The organism is Micromonospora costi (assembly GCF_003626655.1).
GTDB lineage: Bacteria > Actinomycetota > Actinomycetes > Mycobacteriales > Micromonosporaceae > Micromonospora > Micromonospora costi.
Genome location: NZ_RBAN01000003.1, coordinates 898028 through 919295, shown reverse-complemented (window position 1 = coordinate 919295; position 21268 = coordinate 898028). Strand labels below are relative to the sequence as shown.

At 73.0% G+C, this 21268-nt stretch carries 23 protein-coding genes and 1 tRNA gene; 15 read left to right on the top strand and 9 right to left on the bottom strand.

Features of this window, described 5'->3' with window-relative positions; translation table 11 throughout:
* The first annotated feature begins 43 nt into the window (after positions 1–43).
* Positions 44–1453 (top strand): class II fumarate hydratase, encoded by a 1410-nt coding sequence (locus D7193_RS20945; protein ID WP_174242683.1) that lies wholly within the window; start codon positions 44–46, stop codon positions 1451–1453.
* Between the two features lie 38 nt (positions 1454–1491).
* Here D7193_RS20945 and D7193_RS20940 read toward each other — a convergent pair whose 3' ends face one another.
* Positions 1492–1803 (bottom strand): hypothetical protein, encoded by a 312-nt coding sequence (locus D7193_RS20940; protein WP_174242682.1) that lies wholly within the window; start codon positions 1801–1803, stop codon positions 1492–1494.
* 258 nt (positions 1804–2061) lie between these two features.
* Between D7193_RS20940 and D7193_RS20935 the strand changes: the two genes are divergently transcribed.
* On the top strand, positions 2062–2874 hold the full coding sequence (locus tag D7193_RS20935; protein ID WP_120781162.1) for a helix-turn-helix domain-containing protein: 813 nt from the start codon (positions 2062–2064) through the stop codon (positions 2872–2874).
* Positions 2865–3053 carry a DUF397 domain-containing protein gene (locus D7193_RS20930; protein WP_174242681.1) on the top strand — a complete coding sequence of 63 codons (189 nt, stop codon included), beginning with the start codon at positions 2865–2867 and terminating at the stop codon, positions 3051–3053. The genes D7193_RS20935 and D7193_RS20930 overlap by 10 nt, the downstream gene beginning before the upstream one ends.
* Before the next feature lie 44 nt (positions 3054–3097).
* Here the strand turns inward: D7193_RS20930 and D7193_RS20925 are convergent, their stop codons facing one another.
* On the bottom strand, positions 3098–3643 hold the full coding sequence (locus D7193_RS20925; protein ID WP_120781161.1) for a CGNR zinc finger domain-containing protein: 546 nt from the start codon (positions 3641–3643) through the stop codon (positions 3098–3100).
* Between the two features lie 86 nt (positions 3644–3729).
* Here D7193_RS20925 and D7193_RS20920 point away from each other — a divergent pair, with 86 nt between their 5' ends.
* A complete protein-coding gene (locus tag D7193_RS20920; protein ID WP_120781160.1) occupies positions 3730–4695 on the top strand; it encodes an EamA family transporter in 966 nt (321 codons plus the stop codon).
* Positions 4696–4708: 13 nt separating this feature from the next.
* On the top strand, positions 4709–5386 hold the full coding sequence (locus D7193_RS20915; RefSeq protein WP_120781159.1) for an HAD family hydrolase: 678 nt from the start codon (positions 4709–4711) through the stop codon (positions 5384–5386).
* 88 nt (positions 5387–5474) lie between these two features.
* On the opposite strand, the gene D7193_RS34285 is transcribed toward D7193_RS20915, so the two are convergent.
* Both D7193_RS34285 and D7193_RS20905 read right to left on the bottom strand, forming a co-directional pair.
* Complete coding sequence (locus D7193_RS34285) at positions 5475–6029, bottom strand: endonuclease domain-containing protein (RefSeq protein ID WP_241563228.1); 555 nt, start codon at positions 6027–6029, stop codon at positions 5475–5477.
* 656 nt (positions 6030–6685) lie between these two features.
* The gene (locus D7193_RS20905) at positions 6686–7294 is read right to left on the bottom strand and encodes an IclR family transcriptional regulator (RefSeq protein ID WP_120781418.1); all 609 of its coding nucleotides are present in this window, start codon (positions 7292–7294) and stop codon (positions 6686–6688) included.
* Positions 7295–7627: 333 nt separating this feature from the next.
* On the opposite strand from D7193_RS20905, the gene cysS reads away from it, so the two are divergent.
* The gene (gene cysS / locus D7193_RS20900) at positions 7628–9043 is read left to right on the top strand and encodes a cysteine--tRNA ligase (protein ID WP_120781417.1); all 1416 of its coding nucleotides are present in this window, start codon (positions 7628–7630) and stop codon (positions 9041–9043) included.
* Complete coding sequence (gene rlmB / locus D7193_RS20895) at positions 9043–10161, top strand: 23S rRNA (guanosine(2251)-2'-O)-methyltransferase RlmB (protein WP_120781157.1); 1119 nt, start codon at positions 9043–9045, stop codon at positions 10159–10161. Before cysS ends, rlmB begins: the two co-directional genes overlap by 1 nt.
* Positions 10162–10227: 66 nt before the next feature.
* Here the strand turns inward: rlmB and D7193_RS20890 are convergent, their stop codons facing one another.
* Positions 10228–11319, bottom strand: a complete 1092-nt coding sequence (locus D7193_RS20890; protein ID WP_120781156.1) for an ABC transporter ATP-binding protein — start codon at positions 11317–11319, stop codon at positions 10228–10230.
* Positions 11320–11670: 351 nt separating this feature from the next.
* On the opposite strand from D7193_RS20890, the gene D7193_RS20885 reads away from it, so the two are divergent.
* The 4 genes from D7193_RS20885 to D7193_RS34620 all read left to right on the top strand — a co-directional run bounded on the left by D7193_RS20885 (position 11671) and on the right by D7193_RS34620 (position 14106).
* Positions 11671–11747: transfer RNA gene (locus D7193_RS20885), tRNA-Thr, on the top strand.
* Positions 11748–11958: 211 nt separating this feature from the next.
* The gene (locus D7193_RS20880; RefSeq protein ID WP_120781155.1) at positions 11959–12729 is read left to right on the top strand and encodes a hypothetical protein; all 771 of its coding nucleotides are present in this window, start codon (positions 11959–11961) and stop codon (positions 12727–12729) included.
* Positions 12730–12903: 174 nt separating this feature from the next.
* Positions 12904–13785: a hypothetical protein gene (locus D7193_RS20875; protein ID WP_120781154.1), complete on the top strand. Its 882-nt coding sequence runs from the start codon at positions 12904–12906 to the stop codon at positions 13783–13785.
* Between the two features lie 195 nt (positions 13786–13980).
* Positions 13981–14106, top strand: a complete 126-nt coding sequence (locus D7193_RS34620) for a hypothetical protein (protein ID WP_277749914.1) — start codon at positions 13981–13983, stop codon at positions 14104–14106.
* 113 nt (positions 14107–14219) lie between these two features.
* Here D7193_RS34620 and mgrA read toward each other — a convergent pair whose 3' ends face one another.
* Both mgrA and D7193_RS20865 read right to left on the bottom strand, forming a co-directional pair.
* Complete coding sequence (gene mgrA, locus D7193_RS20870; protein ID WP_206611931.1) at positions 14220–15251, bottom strand: L-glyceraldehyde 3-phosphate reductase; 1032 nt, start codon at positions 15249–15251, stop codon at positions 14220–14222.
* A 220-nt stretch (positions 15252–15471) separates the two neighbouring features.
* Positions 15472–16245 (bottom strand): MerR family transcriptional regulator, encoded by a 774-nt coding sequence (locus tag D7193_RS20865; protein WP_120781153.1) that lies wholly within the window; start codon positions 16243–16245, stop codon positions 15472–15474.
* Positions 16246–16368: 123 nt separating this feature from the next.
* Between D7193_RS20865 and D7193_RS20860 the strand changes: the two genes are divergently transcribed.
* The 4 genes from D7193_RS20860 to D7193_RS20845 all read left to right on the top strand — a co-directional run bounded on the left by D7193_RS20860 (position 16369) and on the right by D7193_RS20845 (position 18801).
* A complete protein-coding gene (locus tag D7193_RS20860) occupies positions 16369–16767 on the top strand; it encodes a helix-turn-helix domain-containing protein (protein ID WP_120781152.1) in 399 nt (132 codons plus the stop codon).
* A gap of 35 nt (positions 16768–16802) precedes the next feature.
* Positions 16803–17222 (top strand): VOC family protein, encoded by a 420-nt coding sequence (locus D7193_RS20855; RefSeq protein ID WP_120781415.1) that lies wholly within the window; start codon positions 16803–16805, stop codon positions 17220–17222.
* Between the two features lie 14 nt (positions 17223–17236).
* Complete coding sequence (locus tag D7193_RS20850; RefSeq protein WP_158674831.1) at positions 17237–17905, top strand: DUF998 domain-containing protein; 669 nt, start codon at positions 17237–17239, stop codon at positions 17903–17905.
* Between the two features lie 134 nt (positions 17906–18039).
* The gene (locus D7193_RS20845; protein ID WP_120781150.1) at positions 18040–18801 is read left to right on the top strand and encodes an enoyl-CoA hydratase/isomerase family protein; all 762 of its coding nucleotides are present in this window, start codon (positions 18040–18042) and stop codon (positions 18799–18801) included.
* 202 nt (positions 18802–19003) lie between these two features.
* Here the strand turns inward: D7193_RS20845 and D7193_RS20840 are convergent, their stop codons facing one another.
* Complete coding sequence (locus tag D7193_RS20840) at positions 19004–19447, bottom strand: HNH endonuclease (protein WP_120781149.1); 444 nt, start codon at positions 19445–19447, stop codon at positions 19004–19006.
* A 287-nt stretch (positions 19448–19734) separates the two neighbouring features.
* Complete coding sequence (locus D7193_RS20835) at positions 19735–21264, bottom strand: hydroxysqualene dehydroxylase (protein ID WP_120781148.1); 1530 nt, start codon at positions 21262–21264, stop codon at positions 19735–19737.
* Positions 21265–21268 lie beyond the last annotated feature (4 nt).

Sequence of the window (21268 nt, the reverse complement as noted above, 5' to 3'; positions counted from 1 at the left end):
GTGTGTGCGCGATCATCTGCATCGCGCCGTCCGGCGCGGCAGGATGGTACGCGTGACGACTCCAGAGGCGACGGGTTACCGGATCGAACGCGACTCGATGGGCGAGGTGGAGGTGCCCGCCGAGGCGCTGTGGCGGGCGCAGACCCAGCGCGCGGTACAGAACTTCCCGATCTCCGGCCGGGGCATCGAGCCGGCCCAGATCAAGGCGTTGGCCCAGATCAAGGGCGCGGCGGCGCAGGTCAACGGCGAGCTGGGGGTGATCGACGCCAACGTGGCGGCGGCGATCGCCGCGGCGGCGGCCCACGTGGCCGACGGCGGCTACGACGACCAGTTCCCCGTCGACGTGTTCCAGACCGGCTCGGGCACGTCGTCCAACATGAACGCCAACGAGGTGATCGCCACGCTGGCCAGCCGTGAGCTGGGCAGTGACGTGCACCCGAACGACCACGTGAACGCGTCGCAGTCCAGCAACGACGTCTTCCCGACGTCCATCCACCTGGCGGCGACCCAGTTCGTGGTGGAGGATCTGATCCCCTCGCTCGGGCACCTGGCCGGGGCGCTGGAGGAGAAGGCGGCCGAGTTCGAGACCGTGGTCAAGGCCGGGCGTACGCACCTGATGGACGCCACCCCGGTGACCCTCGGGCAGGAGTTCGGCGGGTACGCCGCCCAGGTGCGCTACGGCATCGAGCGCCTGGAGGCGACGCTGCCGCGGCTCGCCGAGCTGCCGTTGGGCGGCACGGCCGTGGGCACGGGCATCAACACCCCGCTCGGCTTCGCGGCGGCCGTGATCGGGAAGCTGCGCGAGTCGACCGGCCTGCCGCTGACCGAGGCGCGCAACCACTTCGAGGCGCAGGGCGCCCGCGACGCGCTCGTGGAGACGTCGGGCCAGCTCCGCACCATCGCCGTGGGCCTCTACAAGATCGCCAACGACATCCGCTGGATGGGCTCCGGTCCCCGGGCCGGCCTGCGGGAGCTGCGCATCCCCGACCTCCAACCCGGGTCGTCGATCATGCCGGGCAAGGTGAACCCGGTGGTCGCCGAGGCGATGCGGCAGGTCTGCGCCCAGGTGATCGGCAACGACGCGGCCGTCGCGTTCGCCGGCAGCCAGGGCGACTTCGAACTGAACGTGATGCTTCCCGTGATGGGCCGCAACCTGCTGGAGTCGATCAAGCTGCTCGCCGCGTCGAGCCGGCTCTTCGCGGACCGCCTGGTGGTCGGCCTCGTCGCGGACGCCGAGGTCGCCCTGGCGTACGCGGAGGGCTCGCCGTCGATCGTCACCCCCCTCAACCGCTACCTGGGGTACGACGAGGCGGCCTCGATCGCCAAGGAGGCCCTCGCCCGGCAGGTCTCGATCCGCGAGGTGGTGCTCTCCCGGGGCCACATCGACTCCGGCAAGCTCTCCGAGACCCAGCTCGACGAGGCGCTCGACCTGCTCCGGATGACCCACCCCTGAGGTCACGTCCCGCCGCGGCCCGCCGGCCCGTCCTCGGGTCAGCGCGGGCCGATCCGGGGCGCCCAGGCGAGGAACCGGCGGAACAGGTCCCGCGGGTCCGGGCCGTCGTGCGGGTTCAGCTGGTACAGGTCGGCGACGGCGTCGTGCAGCAGCGTGCAGAGGTAGATGCGGAGCGCCACCGGGTCGGTGACGTACTCCCGCCGCAGCTCCAGCCGGGCCGTGCCGCACGGCCACGGCGCGGCGCACACCCGGCAGAGCCAGATCGGCCGCAGCGCGACATGCGGGCGGTCCCGGCGGTCCGGCGACGCGGGGCGTGGCGGAGCGGGCGGCGAACCGTGGTGCCGGGACATGGGCGACCCTCCTGCGGGAGCTGAGCCGTCTGCGTCATCGCCCCGGCGGTGCGGGACCGCCCGGCCGGGGGAGCGGGCGGTCCCGCGCGGACGCCGGCCCTCGGGGGCGGGCCGGTCGCGCCGCTCTTCACAGTCTGCTGAGGTCACCGCTACGGTCGGAAGTGTTTCCGGGTACGCCGCCAGCGGCTCTGCGTTTCACGTCCGCGCGGTTGGCGACCGGCCAGAGTGGATCACCGGGCGGCTGGAGGGCGGCTGGCGATGGCGGACGGGCGGACGACGGCGGCGGCCTTCCTCGTGGCGGAGCTGCGTCGGGCCCGGGTACGGCCCGGCTGGAGCCAGGACGAACTGGCCCGGGCCGTGAACTACTCGGCCTCGATGGTCAGCGCCGTCGAACTGGGCCAGCAGGCCCCGACGACGAAGTACCTGGAGCTGGTCGACCGCGCCCTGGACACCGACGGCCTCTTCACGCGCATGCTCACCGACCTGGTCAGCCTCGACCGGGCACAGGTCTGGCTCCGGGGTGGAAGTGCCATCGAGCGGCAGGCGAAGACGTTGCGGTGGTATGAGCCCCTGCACGTGCCGGGCCTGTTCCAGACCGAGGCATACGCCCGCGCGGTGTTCGAGGCAGGCGGCCTGCTTGAGCCCGACGAGGCGGAGCGGCGACTCGCCGACCGGATGCAACGGCAGGACGTCCTCTACGGCGACCAGCCGCCCAGGATCGTGGCGGTGCTGGATGAAGCGGTTCTCAAGCGGGCGGTCGGCACCCGCAAGACGATGTGCGACCAGGCCCTTCACCTGGCCCGGCTGACGACCGAGCATCCCAAGGTACGACTCCTCGTGGTGCCCCGGTCCGCCGGTGAGTACCCAGGGCTTGGCGGTCCCTTCATCCTTGCGACATTGACCGACGGCTCAGAGCTGGCCTATCTGGACACCCATGTCAGGGGCCAGGAGTTGGACGCCCCAGCGGATCTGCTGCGGCTGCAACGGGTCTGGGAAACTGTGCTGGGCGAGGCGTTGCCCCCGCAGGAGTCGATCGAGCTGATGAGGGAAGTGGCCGAGTCGTGGAGCTGATGGGCGCTGTCTGGCGGAAGAGCAGTCGAAGTGCCCAGGACAACAACTGCGTCGAGGTGGCGACGAACCTGGCCGGTGTCGTCGCGGTGCGGGACAGCAAGGATCCGGCGGGGCCGGTGCTGGGCTTCGGGGCGTACGCCTGGCGGGTCTTCGTGGCCGCGCCGCCGCGCCGGGCGTGACCGCCGCGCCCGGCGCGGAGGCCGGCCGGGCCCGCTGACCGGGTTCAGCCGCGGGAGGCCGCCTTGCGGGCCCGGTACGCGGTGACGGCCGCACGGTTGCCGCAGCCCGCCTCGCAGAACCGGCGGGACCGGTTCTTGGAGAGGTCCACGAGCACGTTGTCGCAGTCCGGGTGGGCGCAGGTGCGCAGGCGGCTCGTCTCGCCGTTGCGGACGAGGTCCGCGACCGCCATGGCCGCCTCGACGGCCATGCGGATGGCGAGCGGGGCGTCCCGGGGCACCGCGTGGAAGTGGTACGGCTCGTCGTCGTGCGTGATCAGCTGCGGCAGGGCGTCGTTCTCGCGGAGGAGCCCGTTGACGATCCGCACGACCTCGTCGATGTCGGCGTCCCAGAGGCGTCGGAGCCGGGGACGCAGGGCGCGAACGGACGCCAGCTCGGCCTCGGTGTGCTCGTGTCGGCCGGTGTAGGCGTGGGCCACGTAGAACTCGTCCAGGGCGGCGACGTCGGGCAGCCCTTCGCCGTCACTGCCGCCGGTGTTGACCAGGGCCGCGGCAGCGGTGAGCGAACATTCGGTGTCATGGGCAAAAAGCAACTTGACTCCTGTCGGGGTGGCCGCCTAGCGTCATCGGCATAGCACTAGTTTGCCCATGACTGCCGCCGAGTGCCAAGGAGCGACCCATGCAGAAGTCAGCCGGCACGGGAGTCGGCCTCGGTCTCGCCGTGCTGTCCGCCCTCACGTTCGCCACCTCGGGCACGTTCGCGCGGTCGCTGATCGACGCCGGCTGGTCGGCGCCGTCCGCCGTGATCGCCCGGGTGGGGATCGCGGCGCTGGTGCTCGCGGTGCCGGCCGTGCTGGCACTGCGCGGCCGGGGCCACGTGCTCCGGCGCAACCTCGGCGTGGTGGGCGTGTTCGGGCTGCTCGGCGTGGCGCTCGCGCAGGTCTGCTTCTTCAACGCCGTACGGTACCTCCCGGTCGGCGTCGCGCTGCTGCTGGAGTACCTCGGGATCATCCTGGTCGTGGGCTGGACGTGGCTGGTCCACGGGCAGCGTCCGCGCCGGCTCACCGTGGGCGGCTCGGTGGCGGCGCTGGCCGGTCTGGTCTTCGTCCTGGACCTCACCGGCGCCGGGCGGCTCGACCCGCTGGGCGTGCTCTGGGGGCTGGGCGCGGCGATCGGGCTGGCCGGCTACTACGTGCTCGCCGGCCGGGTCGACGAGGAGCTGCCCTCGGTGGTGCTGGCCAGCGGCGGGATGGGTGTCGGCGCCGCGGCGCTGGCCGTGCTCGGGCTGGTCGGGGCGCTGCCGCTGAACGCCACGTACGGCGCCGTGAGCTTCGCCGGGCGGGAGACCAGTTGGCTCGTGCCGATCGCCGGGCTGTCCCTGGTCGCGGCCGCCGTGGCGTACATGGCCGGTATCGCCGGCGCGCGGCTGCTCGGCCCCCGCCTGTCGTCGTTCGTCGGCCTCACCGAGGTGATGTTCGCCGTCCTGATCGCGTGGCTGGTGCTCGGCGAGCTGCCGACCATGGTGCAGCTGCTCGGCGGTCTGCTGATCGTGGCCGGGGTCGCCCTGGTGCGCCTCGACGAGCTGCGCGGGAGTCGGGCACCGGTCGACGCCGCCCCGGAGCCGGCGCTCGCCGGGGAGCGGTGACAGGCTGCCTCCCGTGCTGACGACCGTGGTCTTCGACGCCGACGAGACGTTGCTCGACCTGCGCCCGGCGGTGACCGGCGGGCTGGTGGCCGTACTCGAGGAGATGCGGCGGCTGACCCCGGCGGCGGCCGGGGTGTCCCTCGCGGACCTGGAATCGGACTGGGGTGAGGTCTTCGGCGCGCTGAGCGCCGCGCCCGTCATGGAGATCCGCCGCGCCGCGCTGGCCCGGTCGCTGGCCCGGGCGGGGCTCGACGCGCACCTGGACGACATCGCGGCGCTCTTCTTCGCCCGGCGGTTCGCGCTCACCCGGCCGTTCCCGGACGTGCTGCCCGCGCTCGCGGCGCTGCGGGAACGGTGGACGCTGGGCTTCGCCACGAACGGCAACAGCCGCGCCGAACGCTGCGGGCTCGCCGGCGAGTTCGCCTTCGAGCTGTACGCGCACGAGAACGGCCTGCCCAAGAAGCCCGCGCCCGCGTTCTACGCGGCGGTGGTCGAGGCGGCCGGCGTCCCGGCGGCGCAGGTGGTGTACGTGGGCGACTCCCTCGACCACGACGTCGTCGCGGCCCAGCGGGCCGGGCTGCGCGCGGTGTGGCTCAACCGCCTCGGCGTGCCCCGGCCCCGGGGCGTCGTGCCGGACGCCGAGGTGTCCAGTGTGGCGCACCTGCCCGCCGTCCTGGCCGGTCTCGGCTGACGGACCTCCCTTCCGGCGGACCGCCAGATCGCCGGTCTGGTGGGGTCCAGCCGTCGCCGAGACCGCCAGATCGCCGGTAGGGAGTCGATCAGCTGGCGAGGCCGACCACGGTCGGCCGACCGGGCCGGGATCGCCACCCGCGAGAGCCGAGGGCGGCCGAGACCTCGCGGACGATGCCGGGAAAGTCATGGTGCAGCCGGCGGCCGGTCACGTGGAGCACCAGCCAGCCCGCGCTCACGAGCTGGTTGAGACGCCGCCGATCACGGTGGAGCTGGTCCGCGTCCGCATGCCACACCCCGTCGTACTCGACCGCGACCCGGTACCGCGGCCAGGCCAGATCGGGGTGGAGGACGAGGCCGCTGGGCAGACGCACCGGATGTTGCGCGACCGGCCGGGGCAGCCCGGCCAGCACCAGCCGGACCCGAAGGTGGGACTCGGGCGGCGACTGCGCGCCGGGATCGGCCAGGCTGAAGATCCACCGCGCCCGCCGCCCGCCCTGCCGCTCGATGCGGCGATCGGCGAGCTCCATCAGTGCCTCGGCGTTGGTCAGGCCGTGAGCGAGCAGGGCGTCCACGATGCCGACGGCCCGGACGGGTTCCAGCCAGACGGCCGTCTCCCAGGCCGCCGTGGTGGGGTCGGACATGGGCGGGGACCCCTTCCGCCCACCCGGCCGATCAGCGTCCAGGACCCTCGGCGACCGCGTCGAAGCCCTGTCCGCTCCGACCAGGCCGGGAGAACCTAACGTGTCGGTTGAATGCACCCGGATGCCCCGGTGGGAATCGACCCGGATGGCCTTCGGCACGAGGACGTGCACGTCGTCGGTGAACGATGCGGAATGTTCGATGCCGAGCAGGTAGGCGGCGGACGGGCCGGCGATGATCGCCTCGGGTGGCAGCCGGAGAAGGGCCGCCTCGCACGTGAGCCGGTGGTCGCGGTCGAGGCGGGCGTCCGCGTAGACGTCGTGTAGCAGCCGGACCCAGGAGGCGCCACGGAGTTGATGCCGGGTGAGCAGGCCTTGGCGAACGGCACTGGAACCACGGAAGACCCGCCAGGCAAGCGGCTCGGGCCGAGGTGGACGAGGAGGCATAGGTCCACCATCGGGGGCACCCGGTGCCGCCCGGCACCCCTGTGGACAAGGGCGGGCAACCGTGCGACAGCTCCCTGTGGACAACCCAACCGATCCGTCTGTGCCGTGCTATGTGATCAACACCAGATCGCCGATATGGCTGGGTCCGGACGTCGTCGATACCGCCACATCGCCGTAATGGAGTCGATCAAGCTTCCGGGCAGGGTGGGGGGTCAGCCGAGGGCGGCGGCGATGGCCGCGGCGGCCGCGCGGATCTGGGGGCCGACCGTCTCGACGTCCAGCGGCGCGAGCGCCACCACGCCGACGCTCGCCTCCAGCCCCGGTACGCCGAGCACGGGGGCCGCCACCCCGTACGCCCCGGCCTGGAGCTCACCGCTGCTGCTCACCGGGTCCGCGGAGCCGGCCCGCCCAGCCAGGATGGCCCGGCCCGCGGCGCCCCGGTCGAGCGGGTGCCGCGCCCCCGTCCGGTACGCCACGTGGTACGACGTCCAGGTGGGCTCCACCACCGCGAGCGCCACGCCCTCGCCCCCCTCGACCACGGTCAGGTGGGCGGTGGCGCCGGCCTGTTCGGCGAGGCGCCGCAGCGCGGGCAACGCCCCCTCGGCCAGCAGCGGCTGGGCGCGCCGGGCCAGGTGCAGCACGCCGGCCCCGAGCCGCAGCCGCCCGGCCTCGTCACGCCGCAACATGCCGTGCCCGGTCAGCGGCCCGGCCAGCCGGTAGACGGCCGCCCGGCCGATGCCCAGCCGGTTCGCCGCCTCGGTGACGGTGAGGCCGCCCGGCGCGTCGGCCACCAGGTGCAGCAGGCGCAGTCCCCGGTCCAGGGTCTGGGCCGTCTCACCGGCCCGCCCGCCCGCGCCACCCTCGCCCTCCGCGCCGGCGCCCGCGCCCGCGCCGCCCGGGCCGGAGTCGACCCGACCCCCGCCGCCCGGGCCGGAGTGGCCCCGAACCGCACCGCCCGGGCTCGCTCCGTCCGCGACCGGGCGCTGCGCCGGGCCTTCCGCGCCGGAGTCGCCGCGGCCCGGGGCCGGACGTCGCGCCGGCTCGGCGGCCCGGGCCACCGGGCCACCGCCGGGCCGTGCCGCCGTGTCCATGACAGGGAGCGTACGACGCGCCACCGGCCGACCCGGAAAAGCGCGGACGGCTACCCTTGTACGGTGACGCTACGCCTGTATGACACCGCCACCCGATCGGTGCGGGACTTCGTCCCGCGGGAAGCCGGCAAGGTGGGGGTCTACCTGTGTGGTCTCACCCTCCAGGCCCCGCCGCACATCGGTCACCTTCGTTCGGGCGTGAACTACGACATCCTGCGCCGCTGGCTGATGGCCGCGGGCTACCAGGTCACCTTCATCCGCAACCTGACCGACATCGACGACAAGATCCTGGTCAAGGCGCTGGAGCAGGGGCGGCCGTTCTGGTCGATCGCGTACGCCAACGAGCTGATCCTGGCCGACGCGTACCGGCAGCTCAACGTGCTGCCGCCGACGTACGAGCCGCGGGCCACCGGGCACATCCCGGAGATGCACGAGCTGATCGGCAAGCTGATCGCCGAGGGCTACGCCTACCCGGCCGTCGACGGGTCCGGCGACGTCTACTTCGACGTGGCCTCCTGGCCGGAGTACGGGTCGCTGTCCAACCAGTCGCCGGAGGACATGCAGTCCGCGGGTGACGCGCCCGACCGCGGGAAGCGCGACCCGCGCGACTTCGCCCTCTGGAAGGGCGCCAAGCCCGACGAGCCGGCCGACGCCTACTGGCCGTCCCCGTGGGGGCTGGGCCGTCCCGGCTGGCACATCGAGTGCTCCGCCATGTGCTGGCGTTACCTGGGCGCCGAGTTCGACATCCACGGCGGCGGGCTCGACCTGACGTTCCCGCACCACGAGAACGAGCTGGCCCAGTCCCGGGCCGCCGGGCTGGGCTTCGCCCGCTACTGGGTGCACCACGGCCTGCTCAGCATCGGCGGCGCGAAGATGGGCAAGTCGCTCGGCAACACGCTCGACCTCACGTACGTCGGCTCGCTCGGCGTCCGGCCGGTGGAGCTGCGCTACTACTACGCGGCCGCCCACTACCGGTCCCGGATCGACTACTCCGAGGACGCGCTCCGCGAGGCGGCCACCGCGTACCGCCGGATCGAGGGCTTCGTGCAGCGGGCCGCCGAACGGGTGGGGCCGGGACGGCTCGGCGACCTGCCGCCCGGGTTCGTGGCCGCCATGGACGACGACCTGAACACGTCCGCGGCCCTGGCCGTCCTCCACGAGGTGCTCCGCGACGGCAACACCGCGCTGACCGCCGGCGACGATGTGACCGTCCGCACCACGCTGGCCAGTGTCCGGGCGATGCTGGATATCCTCGGCGTCGACCCCCTCGACCCGGTGTGGACCGGTGGCGGCCGGGTGGACGACCTGCGCGGCGTGGTGGACTCCCTGATCACCCTGGCCCTGGAACAGCGCGCGCAGGCCCGAGCCCGGAAGGACTGGGCCGCCGCGGACGCCGTACGGGACCAGCTGAACCAGGCCGGCGTGGTGGTCGAGGACACCCCCCAGGGCCCCCGTTGGACTATTGGAGAGCAGGACTGATGGCCGGCAACTCGCAGCGCCGTGGCCGCCGGGTGACCCCGAAGGCGGGCGCCTCGAAGGGCTCCGGCGGCAAGAACCGTGACTCCCTCGCCGGTCGGGGGCGCACCCTGCCCGCCGACGAGCGGCCGTGGCACAAGGCGTACTCGGGCACTGAGAAACTGCCCCAGCGCACCGCCTGGAAGCAGGAGAAGGAGCGCCGGGCCGCGGCCGAGGAGGGGCGCGCCCCCAAGATCGGTCAACCGGGCACCAAGGACACGACCTGGGGCAAGGGCGGCAAGGGCGCCGCGAAGGCCGCGCCGCGCGGCGGCAAGCCGGCCGCCGCCCGGGGCGGCCCCCGGGTCGCGCCGGGACGCAAGTTCACCCCGCCCCGGGAGGCGCCGGAGCTGATCGTCGGCCGTAACCCGGTGGTGGAGTCGCTGCGCGCCAACGTGCCGGCGACTGCGCTCTACACCGCTCAGGGCGTCGACATCGACGAGCGGATCAACGAGATCGTCCGCACCGCGGCCGACCGGGGCATCGCGATCCTCGAGGTGAGCCGCGCCGAACTGGACCGGATGACCGGCGGGGTGCTGCACCAGGGCGTCGGTCTCCAGGTGCCGCCCTTCGCGTACCAGCCGTTCGAGGACATGCTCGCCGCCGCGGTGGAGCAGCCCGCGCCGCTGCTGGTCGCGCTGGACGGGGTGACCGACCCGCGCAACCTCGGCGCCGTGCTCCGCTCCGCCGCCGCGTTCGGCGCGCAGGGTGTCTTCGTACCCGAGCGGAGGGCCGCCGGGATCACCGCGACCGCCTGGCGGACCAGCGCCGGCGCGGCCGCGAGGGTCCCCGTCGCCCAGGTGACCAACCTGACCCGGTCGCTGAAGGCGTGCCAGGCCGCCGGTTTCATGGTGGTCGGTCTGGACGCGGACGGCGAGACCGACCTCTACGACCTGGAGGCCGCCGTGGGTCCGTTGGTCGTCGTGGTCGGCTCGGAGGGACGCGGCCTGTCACGGCTGGTCGGGGAGACCTGCGATCTGACCGTCAGCATCCCGATGGTCTCCGAGGTCGAGTCGCTGAACGCGAGCGTGGCCGCCGCGGTCACCCTCGCCGAGGTGGCCCGCCGCCGCGCCGCAGGCGACTGACGCGGTCCGACAGACAGCGAAGAGGGGCGGTCCGCCGGGTGGCGGGCCGCCCCTTTCGGTCGTACGTCAGATCCGCTTGCCGGTCGCGGAGTGGAAGACGTGGGTGCGGTCGGCCCGCGGCTTGACGAACACGGTGTCGCCCATGTTCGGCATGGTGCGGCGGTCGGTCCGGACCACGAAGCGCTCGGAGGCGCCACCCAGCGCGGCGTGGCCGTAGACGTTGGCGTCGGAGCCCAGGTCCTCGACCAGTTCGACCACGACCGGCATGCCGCCCTCGGTCGGGCTCACCAGGTCGCAGTCCTCCGGACGGAAGCCCACGGTCACCTTGCCGTCGCCGCCGTCGGCCTTGGCGGCCTCGACCTGCTCGCGGGTCAGCGGCACGTACATCTCGGCGAACTCGGCGCCCTTCTCGGTCAGCGGCACCGTCTTGATGTTCATGGCGGGGGAGCCCATGAAGCCGGCCACGAAGACGTTGGACGGGGTGTCGTAGAGCGCGCGCGGGGTGTCCACCTGCTGCAGCTCACCGTCGAGCAGGACGGCGACCCGGTGGCCCATGGTCATGGCCTCGACCTGGTCGTGGGTCACGTAGACGGTGGTGACGCCGAGCTTGGCCTGGAGCGACGCGATCTGCGTACGGGTCTGCACCCGCAGTTTGGCGTCGAGGTTCGACAGCGGCTCGTCCATGAGGAAGACCTGCGGCTCGCGGACGATGGCCCGGCCCATCGCGACCCGCTGGCGCTGGCCACCGGAGAGCGCCTTCGGCTTGCGGTTGAGGTACTCCTCGAGCTGGAGCAGCCCGGCCGCCTCCTTGACCCGCCGGTCGATCTCCGACTTCGGGGTCTTGCGGAGCTTCAGCGCGAACGCCATGTTCTCGTACACCGTCATGTGCGGGTAGAGAGCGTAGTTCTGGAAGACCATCGCGATGTCGCGGGCCTTCGGGGGAAGGTGGGTGACGTCGCGCTGGTCGATGTAGATCGAGCCCTCGTCGACGTCCTCCAGCCCGGCGAGCATCCGCAGGCTGGTGGACTTGCCGCAACCGGAGGGGCCGACCAGGACCAGGAACTCGCCGTCGCCGATCTCAAGGTCGAGCTTGTTGACGGCGGGACGCTCGGTGCCCGGGTAGATCCGGGACGCCTTGGAATACGTGACCGTGGCCATGGTGGTGCGCTTCCTTTCACCGGCAGGAACGTGCCGGACGATCCGAGTGAAGGAGCGACCGGCGCGTGTCGCGCCGGCCAACGGGCGGCGGGGCCGGTCGCGGGGCGGCCGGACATGTCGTCCGTGTCACTGCACGGTAAACGGCTTTGCCGGTGCTGCCAAGACGGGACGATCACGGTTGCGACCCATTGCATTCGCATTCCGGTCAAGCGGGCACGGGCGAACATCAATCGCCGCGCTCCGACGCGTCCGGTCCGCCGCGACGGTCGGGATGTTGACGTTTCCCGTGCTCGGGAGGCCTGCCGAGCGGGAAATCCGGACGTCAGTCGCTATGCTGGCCACGACACACGCGCCCCTGTAGCTCAGCTGGCCAGAGCACTCGCCTTGTAAGCGAGATGTCGCCGGTTCGATCCCGGCCGGGGGCTCCAACTCCATCAGACACGTTCCGGCAGGCGTCGCCGTGAGTGAGCCGGTTGACAACAACGTTGACAGCAACCGTGCTCACGGCGCGGGTCGTCCGCGTGCATGTCACCAGCGGCACCACGCCCGCCGGTCGAGACTCAACCCGATTCGCAGCCCTGACAGTGTCAGGCCCGCGCCGCTGACCTCGTTCGTGATGAGGTCCCTATAGTTCTCTCGGTGGCGATTCCATCGGTGTTGCAGGAGTCATTGCACGATCCGTTGTTCTGGGCGCGGTACACCTTCGCCCACGAGGAAGGACCCGGGGCGGATCGGCTTGGTGACCTGGAAGGCCTGCTGGACGACGAGGATGATGACGATGCGGATGAGGATGACGATTCCGTCGACGCGTCGCTCGACGTGGCCTTCGAGGTCGGGGATGGCCACCACGTCGTACTGAGCATCGACGCCTCGACCGACTCCTACAGCCTGGGTATCACCACCCCTGACTTGGCAGAGCCGGCCGAGCTCGGATGGGACGACCTCGCACACTGGCACCCGCACGCGTTGCGCTGGGCCGAACTCGACCTGATCTGCCGGGCGATCGCCGCGCGGAATCCGCAGCTGCAGCACCCCGGGGCTCCGTTGGCTCTGCTGTGCCGCTTCGCCGCCGTCTTTGACGATGACGACGTGGGCCAGGCCGTGGCCGCCGTCGACAAGGCATACGCCGCGTTACGCCCTCCGCACTGGGATGGCTACTGGCCGTGCGGCGCCGACTGGCTCGAACGCGCCGACTTCCGTGGTGAGAACGTCATCTGGCAGCGAGACGAGGCCGGCAACCTTTGGGCCCATCAGGACGACGGCGACGGTGAACCCTTCTACAGCACGCGACTAGGGCCGGATACCGGCACGGGCGACGGGTTTCCACACGCCCCGCTGCGGGCCGTGCTGACCGCTGCTACGGCGACGGTGGGCCGCCCTCCGGAGTCGGCTGGCCTCCAAGCGGGGTAGGCGGCGACGAGGCATCGCAACGACCCGTCGCGCGTGCCTCGCCACGTACGTCGCTCGGAGCCGCCTGCCGTGCTGCTCACGATGTGTGCCGGGCCTCGCACCAACCTTGACACGGGGTCTTGACAGAGTGTCTGATCTGGTGCTGGTTGGTGATCGATACGGGGGAGACCGAGCATGACAACGCTGTGGCGGCGCGTCCTGGCCGCTGCGCTGTCGCTCACCGCGGCCGTCGGTGGCCTGCTGGTGGCCGGCACGGCCCACGCGCAGGCGGTGTCCACCGGGTCCCTGAGCTTCGACGGGGACAGCGGCGACTACATCAGTCAGGGCAAGTCGTACTCGTACGCCACCAGCCGCGGCGACGAGTTGACCGTCTCCAGTTCCAGCGGCAGCACCGTCAGCATCTCGGTCAACGCCTACAACGGTGACTGGTGGACCCTCACCTTCGACGCGCCGGGCACGCAGGTCCTCGCCCCGCGCACCTACACCGCCGCGCACCGGCACCCGTTCAACGGCACCGGCCCGGGCCTCGACCTGAGCGGCGAAGGGCGGGGATGCAACGAGCTGGTCGGCTCCTTCACCGTCAGCAAGGCGGTCTTCGGTCCCAACGGGTATGTGCAGGCCTTCGACGCGACGTTCGAGCAGCACTGCGAGGAAGGGACCCCGGCGGCGCGCGGTGCGGTCCACATCTCGAACCGGCCACCGCCGTCCAGTGCGGCGACGAAGCCCTCCGCGACCACCAAACCGCGCACCACGACCGCCAGCCCGCGCGCCGCCACCGCCAAGCCGCGCCCCACGACCGCGAGCCCACGCCCTGCGACCGCCAGCCCGCAGGCCGCGGCCGCCGGTCCGCACGCCGGGCCGGACAGCAGCCCCGGCGCCACCCCGGTCGGCGGCGGCTCCGCCGCTGCCGACGACACCCACGTCAGCATCGCGGCGGTCGCGAGGAACGTCACCTTCTCGCCGCTTCTCCTGATCGGGGTGGGTCTCGTCGGCCTGGCCGGACTCCTCACCCTCGGCCTCGCCGTCGGTCTCGTCCTGTACGTCCGCGTCCGGTAACGCGTCAGCGCCATCGGAACTGTCCGCGAGACCGGCCGCCATGCCGGCCGGGGCCGATGAATGACGGCTCTCCCGTCGGGTACGCGAGTCGCGGCCCGCGACGAATGAGCGCGGAGGAAGCCCCGGTGCCGAACCCCACCCGTCGTTCCGTGCGGCACCGCCGTGGCTGATGTGCAGCCGAGAAGGGAGCCTGCGATGAAGGACCGGATCCTGACACCGTTGAAGAAGAAGGCGAAGTCCATCATGGTTCGCCGCAGGCGCGGGGACGCGATCATCACGAAGCCGAACAGCTCCACGAGGCCCGGACGGCGCTACCAGTGAGCGCGCGTCGGGACCGTCCAGCGCCGATCATGCAGTTGTGGTGGTGGATAAAGGCCATGTATCAGGCCAGAACGGGCACCACAACTGCATGATCGACGGGAGCGGGAGCGGAGTTACCTGGCGCTTGACTCTGCCCAGAGGTTGATGCCGGCCTCGGTGGCGTACCGGTCGATCTCGGCCAGCTCCTCGGCGCTGAACTCGGTGTCCTCCAGCGCCGCCACGTTGGCCTCCAACTGGGCGACGCTGCTCGCGCCGAGCACCGTGGAGGTCATCCGCGGGTCGCGCAGGGTCCAGGCGATCGCCAGCTGCGCGAGGCTCTGCCCGCGCCGTTCGGCGATGGCGTGCAGCGCCCGTACCTTGCCCAGGTTCTCCTCCGTCAGCCACTCCGGCGACAGCGAACTCTGCGCGCTGGCCCGGGAGTCCGACGGCACGCCGGCCAGGTAGCGGTCGGTGAGCATCCCCTGCGCCAGCGGGGAGAAGCCGATGCAGCCCACCCCCTCGCGCTCCAGCACGTCGAGCAGGCCGCCCTCGATCCACCGGTTCAGCATCGAGTACGACGGCTGGTGGATCAGCAGCGGCGTGCCGAGGTCCCGCAGGATCGCGGCGGCCTGTGCGGTGCGCTCCGGCGAGTACGAGGAGATGCCGACGTAGAGGGCCTTGCCGGCGCGGACGGCCGCGTCCAGCGCACCCATCGTCTCCTCGAGCGGGGTGTCCGGGTCGAAGCGGTGCGAGTAGAAGATGTCGACGTAGTCCAGCCCCATCCGGCGCAGCGACTGGTCGAGCGACGCCGTCAGGTACTTGCGGGAACCCCAGTTGCCGTACGGGCCGGGCCACATGTCGTAGCCGGCCTTCGTGGAGATGACCAGCTCGTCGCGGTACGGCCGGAAGTCGGTGGCCAGGATCCGGCCGAAGTTCTCCTCGGCCGACCCGTACGGCGGGCCGTAGTTGTTGGCGAGGTCGAAGTGGGTGATGCCCAGGTCGAAGGCGCGCCGCAGGATGGCGCGCTGGGTCTCCAGCGGCCGGTTGCCGCCGAAGTTGTGCCACAGGCCGAGCGACACGGCGGGCAGCTTCAGGCCGCTGCGACCGCACCGGCGGTACTCCATCGTGCCGTACCGGTCGGGGTCGGCGAGGTAGCTGGTGTTCACGACACTCCTGTCAGGCGGGCGGCCGGGGCGGGTGCCGCCACCGGCCGGGGTGCGACGGGCCGCCACCGCCGCGGGTGCGGTGGGCGACGGGACCGCCGTGGGCGGCGGGCCCGGTACATCAGCAGAACCTATCCCGCCCGGCCGGGGCGACGCGGGCTTCGTGAGCTGCCCAACGCTGGCCCGGCCCGCGCCCCGGGCTTCGTGAGCCGCCCGACGCCGGTCAGACGGCCCGGCCCGCGCCCCGGGCCGCCCGCAGGTACTCCACCGCGGCGAGGAAATCCTCGGCGGGCCACGGCATCCGGCGGCTGATCTCCTCGCGATGGTCGTCCCAGAGCCGGCCCGCCGACGCCTGCTCCCGGGCGCCGTCCGTTCCAAGGAGCGCCCCGAGGCCGGTCCAGCGCCCGACCAGGTCACGGACGGCCGGGTCGTCGACGGGCGTACCGGCGCGCTGGTGCCGGATCGCCTCCTCGATCAGCGTGCTCATCTCGGCGCGGGCCGCGTCCACGGCCTCGGTGCCCAGGGCCGCGCGCCGCTCGGCGAGCCGGTCGCGCTGGTCCTGGCTGAAGTAGCGCTCGTACATCGACATCGTCTCCAGGGTCGTGAGGAACTGGTCGGGACGGGGCACGTCCTCGGCGTCGAGCTGCGCCACCAGCTCGGTGAGGTGGATTTCGAGCCGGTTGGCCCGCTCGATCTGCACCCGCACCTGGCGCAGCTGCGCGTCGAGGAGCTGCCGCAGGGCGGCCGGATCGGCGCCGCCGTGGTCGAGCACCACGGCGATCTCCGGAAGCGACAGACCCAGCTGGCGCAGCCCGCGTACGCGGTAGAGCCGGCGTACGTCGGCCGCCGTGTACCGGCGGTGTCCGCTCGCCGTCCGCTCGCCGGGCGAGACCAGGCCGAGCTGGTCGTAGTGGTGCAGGGCGCGGACGGTCACGCCCGTGGCCCGGGCCAGCTCGCCCACTGTCCAGCGCCGTCCGCTGTCGTGCTCCGTACCCACGGCGCCACGCTATGACCTGCCGCTACGTCAGGATCAAGCCCGCGACCGGGCCTTCCCCCGGCGGTGGAACTGCCCGCCGGCGGGCCGCTAGCCTGACGCCGGGGCGGCACGCGGAGGGGGCGCATGAGCCGGGCTGTCGAGGAGTCCAACCGGGCGATGCTGCGCGCCCGGGACGCGATGGACCGGGCGTACGCCGACCCGCTGGACATCCCGGCGCTGGCCCGCATCGCCCACGTGTCCGAGGCGCACTTCATCCGCACGTTCCGGGCCACCTTCGGGGAGACGCCGCACCGCTACCTCCAGCGTCGCCGTGTCGAGCGGGCGATGTACCTGTTGGCGCAGACAGACCGGGACGTCACCGACATCTGCTTCGCGGTCGGGTTCAGCAGCCTCGGCACGTTCAGCCGGACGTTCCGGCAGATCGTGGGGGAGTCGCCCACCGCGTACCGTCGCCGCAAGGCGCCCCCGGACGTCCCGTCCTGCTTCACCAAGGCCTGGACGCGACCCAGCAGTTTTGGATAAGCACCAGGTCAGGGCGGCCCTCTAGCGTCATGGGCATGACGATGAACGCACTGACCCGCTCCCAGATCTACGTCCTCGACCAGGACGAGGCGCTCGACTTCTACGTCGGCACGCTCGGCCTCGAGGTGAACACCGACGTCGACCTCGGCTTCATGCGCTGGCTCACGGTGAACGTCCCCGGCGACAAGGACCGGGAGATCCTGCTCGAGAAGCCCGGCCCGCCGGCCCTCGACCCGGGGACCGCCGAGCAGGTCCGCGAGCTGCTGACCAAGGGCGCCATGGGCGGCTGGCTCTGCCTCACCACGGACGACGCGCGCAAGACGTACGAGACGCTGGTCGCGAAGGGCGTCGACATCACCGACGAGCCGAGCGAGAAGCCGTACGGGATCGACTTCGGGATCCGCGACCCGTTCGGCAACAAGATCCGCATCGGCCAGATGTTCGCGCAGGGCTGAGGGAGGGCGGACCGGTGACCCAGACGATCACGTTCGATTCCGTACGCCCGGCCGAGGCCGTCGGCCGCGACCGGCTCCTGCTGGTCGGAGGCATCCTGGCGGGGCCGCTCTTCGTCGGCTCCGCGCTCGTCCAGGGCCTCACCCGGGACGGCTACGACTTCCGGCGGCATCCGGTGAGCGTGCTGAGCACGGGTGATCTGGGCTGGATCCAGATCGCCACGTTCCTGGTCACCGGTCTGCTCACCATCGGCGCCGCGTGGGCGCTGCGGCGGGTCGAGCCCGGCGGGTCGGCGTGGCTGCCGCGGCTGGTCACCCTCTACGGCATCGGCCTGATGGCCGCGGGGGTGTTCAGCGCCGACCCGGCGGACGGCTTCCCCGCGGGCACACCGCGCGGGGCCGGGCAGATCAGCTGGCACGGCGGCCTGCACTTCCTGGCGGCGGCGCTCGCCTTCGTCGCGCTGATCGTCGCCACCGTGCTGCTCGCCCGCCGCGCGGCGCGGTCGGGCCAGCGGGTCCGCGCCGGGCTGAGCCTGCTGGTCGGCGCGTTCTTCGCGGTGGCCTGGGTCGCCATGATCGTACGGCCGGGACCGCTGACCATGATCGGTTTCGGGCTCGGCGTGACGGCCGGCTGGGCCTGGCTCACGGGAACCCTCATGGCAGCCGTGCGGGGGTCGACACGCTGAACCGCCGGGCTCGATGAGCCGCTCGACCGGCTCGGCCGCGGCACACGGATCGGGAGGCGCGACGACGGTCGCGCCTCCCGCCGCGCGTGTCCGGCGCGTCGCGCCGTAGGGTCGGCCCGACCGGGTGAGGGAGGGTGACGGTGGCGGACGCGGAACTCGTCGTCGAGGTGACCGGGCCGGTGGCGACGGTGGTGATCCGCAACCCGGCGCGGCGCAACGCCATGACGCCGGGCATGTGGCGACAGCTCCCGCCGCTCCTCGACGAGCTGGAGGCCGATCCGGGGATCCGCGCGCTCGTGCTGACCGGCGCGGGCGGAACGTTCTGCGCGGGTGCCGACCTCGGCGACCTGGACGAACTGCTCGCGGCCGGTGACGCGAGCATCGCGGTGACCGCCGAGGAACGGCTGGCCGCGTTCGCCAAGCCGACCATCGCGGTGGTGCGCGGCGCGTGCGTGGGCGGGGGCTGCCAACTCGCGGTCGCCTGCGACCTGCGGATCGTGGCGGCCGACGCCCGGTTCGGCGTACCGCCGGCCCGGCTCGGGCTGGTCTACCCGGCGCCCACCACCCGGCGGTTGACCCGGCTGGTCGGGCCGTCCGCCGCGAAGTACCTGCTCTTCACGTCGGAGCTGGTCGACGCCGAGCGGGCCCTGCGGATCGGCCTGGCCGACGAGGTGGTGCCGGGGGACGCGCTCGCCGCCCGCGTCCAGGAGATCACCGACGCGATCGCCCAGCGCTCGCCGCTCAGCGTCGCGGCGGCGAAGGAGATCGTCGACGACCGGGCCGGCCCGGCCCGGGTCGCCTGGTGGCACCGCAAGGCGCTGGCCAGCGGCGAGGCGCGCGAGGGCGTCGCCGCCGTCCGCGAGCGCCGTACGCCCCGCTTCGCCTGGCGCGCCTGACGGCCTGACGCGCCTGATGCGCCCCGTCGATCATGCAGTTGTGGTGGTGGATGAAAGGGGCAATCACCCCTGATCCGGGCACCATAACTGCATGATCGACGGGGGCGGAGGGGGGCGGCGGAGGGGGAGGGGATAGGGGGCCGGCGGGTGCTGCGCCGGAAAGTGGCCCGACGCGGCCCCCCGTTCCCGCCGGCCGGTCCGTTCACCGCCCGGCGAGCGATGCCCAGCTCGGTACCGCCGGCCGCCGGCGCAGCGGCATGCCCGCCTCGGCCGGCGTCCGGTCGCCCTTGCGCTGGTTGCACGCGTAGCAGGCGGCGGTCGTGTTCTTCCAGGTGTTCCGGCCGCCCCGCGAGCGCGGCAGGACGTGGTCGACGGTGCTGGCCGGCCCGCCGCAGTACGCGCAGCAGTGGTGGTCGCGCCGTAACACCCCGGCGCGGGACCAGGCCGGGCCGGCGCCGAACCGCCAGCGAGTGACGACGTACCGGACCAGCCGGACCACCCGCGGGAGCGGGAAGACGCCGATCACCCGGTCCGGCTCGGCCTCGTGGATCTCGGCGACCCGGCGGCAGAGCATCCGGATGGCGTGCTGGACGGTGACCCGGTGCAGCGGGCCGAGGTCGGCGTTGACGACGAGGACGGCGTTCACCGGGGACTCCTTCCACGGGGACGGCGACGGGCGTAGGGGGCCGGACAGCGAAAAGCCGCCCGGTCCGGCTGGCGGGACGGGCGGCTGGACGCGTGGCGGCACGCGTCAGTCGGGCCCGTCCCGGGGACCTTCGGCTCGGCAACCGCCGGGCAGCCGCGACGGCACGGCGATGACGTGCGACATCGACATGGACGGCTCCCGGAGTGGTGGTTGACCTTGCGCGATCACCGTAGGTCCAGCCCTGAGACGCGGGCAACGGAATTCGATCGAGCCGCCGGCACCGGGGTTCAGCGACGCTTCGCGAGCAGGCCGCGCGGCCGGACCGAGTCGACGGGCTCCGCGGCCGCGCCCTCGGCGCGCAGGATGTGGTTGGCCGCCATGATCCCGGTCGCCGCCGCGCGCTCCATGAGCGCGCTCGGGAACGGCGTCGCGATCCCGTCGCCGGCCACGTAGAGGCCGCCCGCGCCGGTGCGTACCTCGGGTCGCCAGGCGTGACCGCCGGGCGGGAAGGCGGGCGCCTGGGCCGCCACCCGGGCCCGCAGCTCGCGGACCCGCAGCCCGCCGACCTCCGGCCAGAGCACCGCCAGCTCGGCGCGCATCCGCTCGGCCAGCTCCGTGGCGGCCACGCCCGGCTCGCAGGCGTACGCGTGCAGTTCGACCACGCTCCCGCCGGTGCGCTCCGCCCAGCGGCGCGGTTCCCGCTCCAGCCGGTGGTAGAGCGTCACCGAGTCCAGGGTGGACTGGCGGGAGACGCCGCTGAAGACGGCCCGGTCGGGTCGTACGTCGCCGTCGAACCAGTAGCGGGCCACCGCGTACGGCGGGCCGGGCCTGCCGAACGCGGGCATCGCGGCCACCAGCCGCGGCGCGTGGTCGGCGAGGCCGGGCGACGCGCCCACCAGCGTGGCGAGCGCGGGCGGGTCCACCGCGAGGACGACGTGCCGGGCGTCGTACGCCGTGCCGTCGGCGGTCGCCACCCGCCACTCGTCGCCGTGCCGGTGCAGCGCGGCGGCCGGCACACCGGTCAGCACCCGGCCGCCGTGCCGTTCGACGTGCCGGGTCAGCGGCGCCCAGATCGCCGTCGCGTAGTCCTCGTGTGGCGCGTCGAAGGCCAGTCCCTCGCCGTTGCCGAGCAGGTAGAAGTGGAACTGGGCGACCATCTCGGCGGCCGACATCTCCGCCTCGTGGTTGAAGAACGAGTGCGAGAACACCTCGAAGAGCATGGCCCGGGCGCGGTCCGGCAGCCGCAGCGAGTCGAGCAGCTGCTCGGCGGTGCGGCCGTCCAGCTCGGCGTAGGTGCGGACCGGGTCGTAGCGCAGCAGCGGCAGCGCGGCGTCGCGGTCCATGTCGCGCAGGTCGGCGAGACGCAGGCTGGGGCTGCGGGCCAGCAGCGTGAGCAGGTTCAGCGGCGGCGCGGCGGGCAGGTCGCCGAACTCCTCGGTGGGCCACCGCGCGGAGAGGATCGGGTAGCCGCGCACCGGGCGCAGGAAGCCGAGGCCCGGGTCGATCCGCCGGAGGACGGCCCGCCAGTTGTAGTACTGCCGGAAGAACGCGTGGAAGCCGTGCTCGACCTGCTGCACGCCGTCGCCGAGCGCTTCCGGCCAGGCGCCCAGCCGGCCGCCGAGCGTCGACGCCGCCTCCAGCACGGTCACGCGCACGCCCCGCTCGGCGAGCACCACCGCCGCCGACATACCGGCGATCCCGCCGCCCACCACCAGCGCCGTAACCGGGTGCGGCACGCGGGGGGCGCCACCACCGCCGGGGTCGACCCGATGCGGCCGTACGCCGAGAAGCCGACCGACCATCCGCGACAGCGCCATCCGG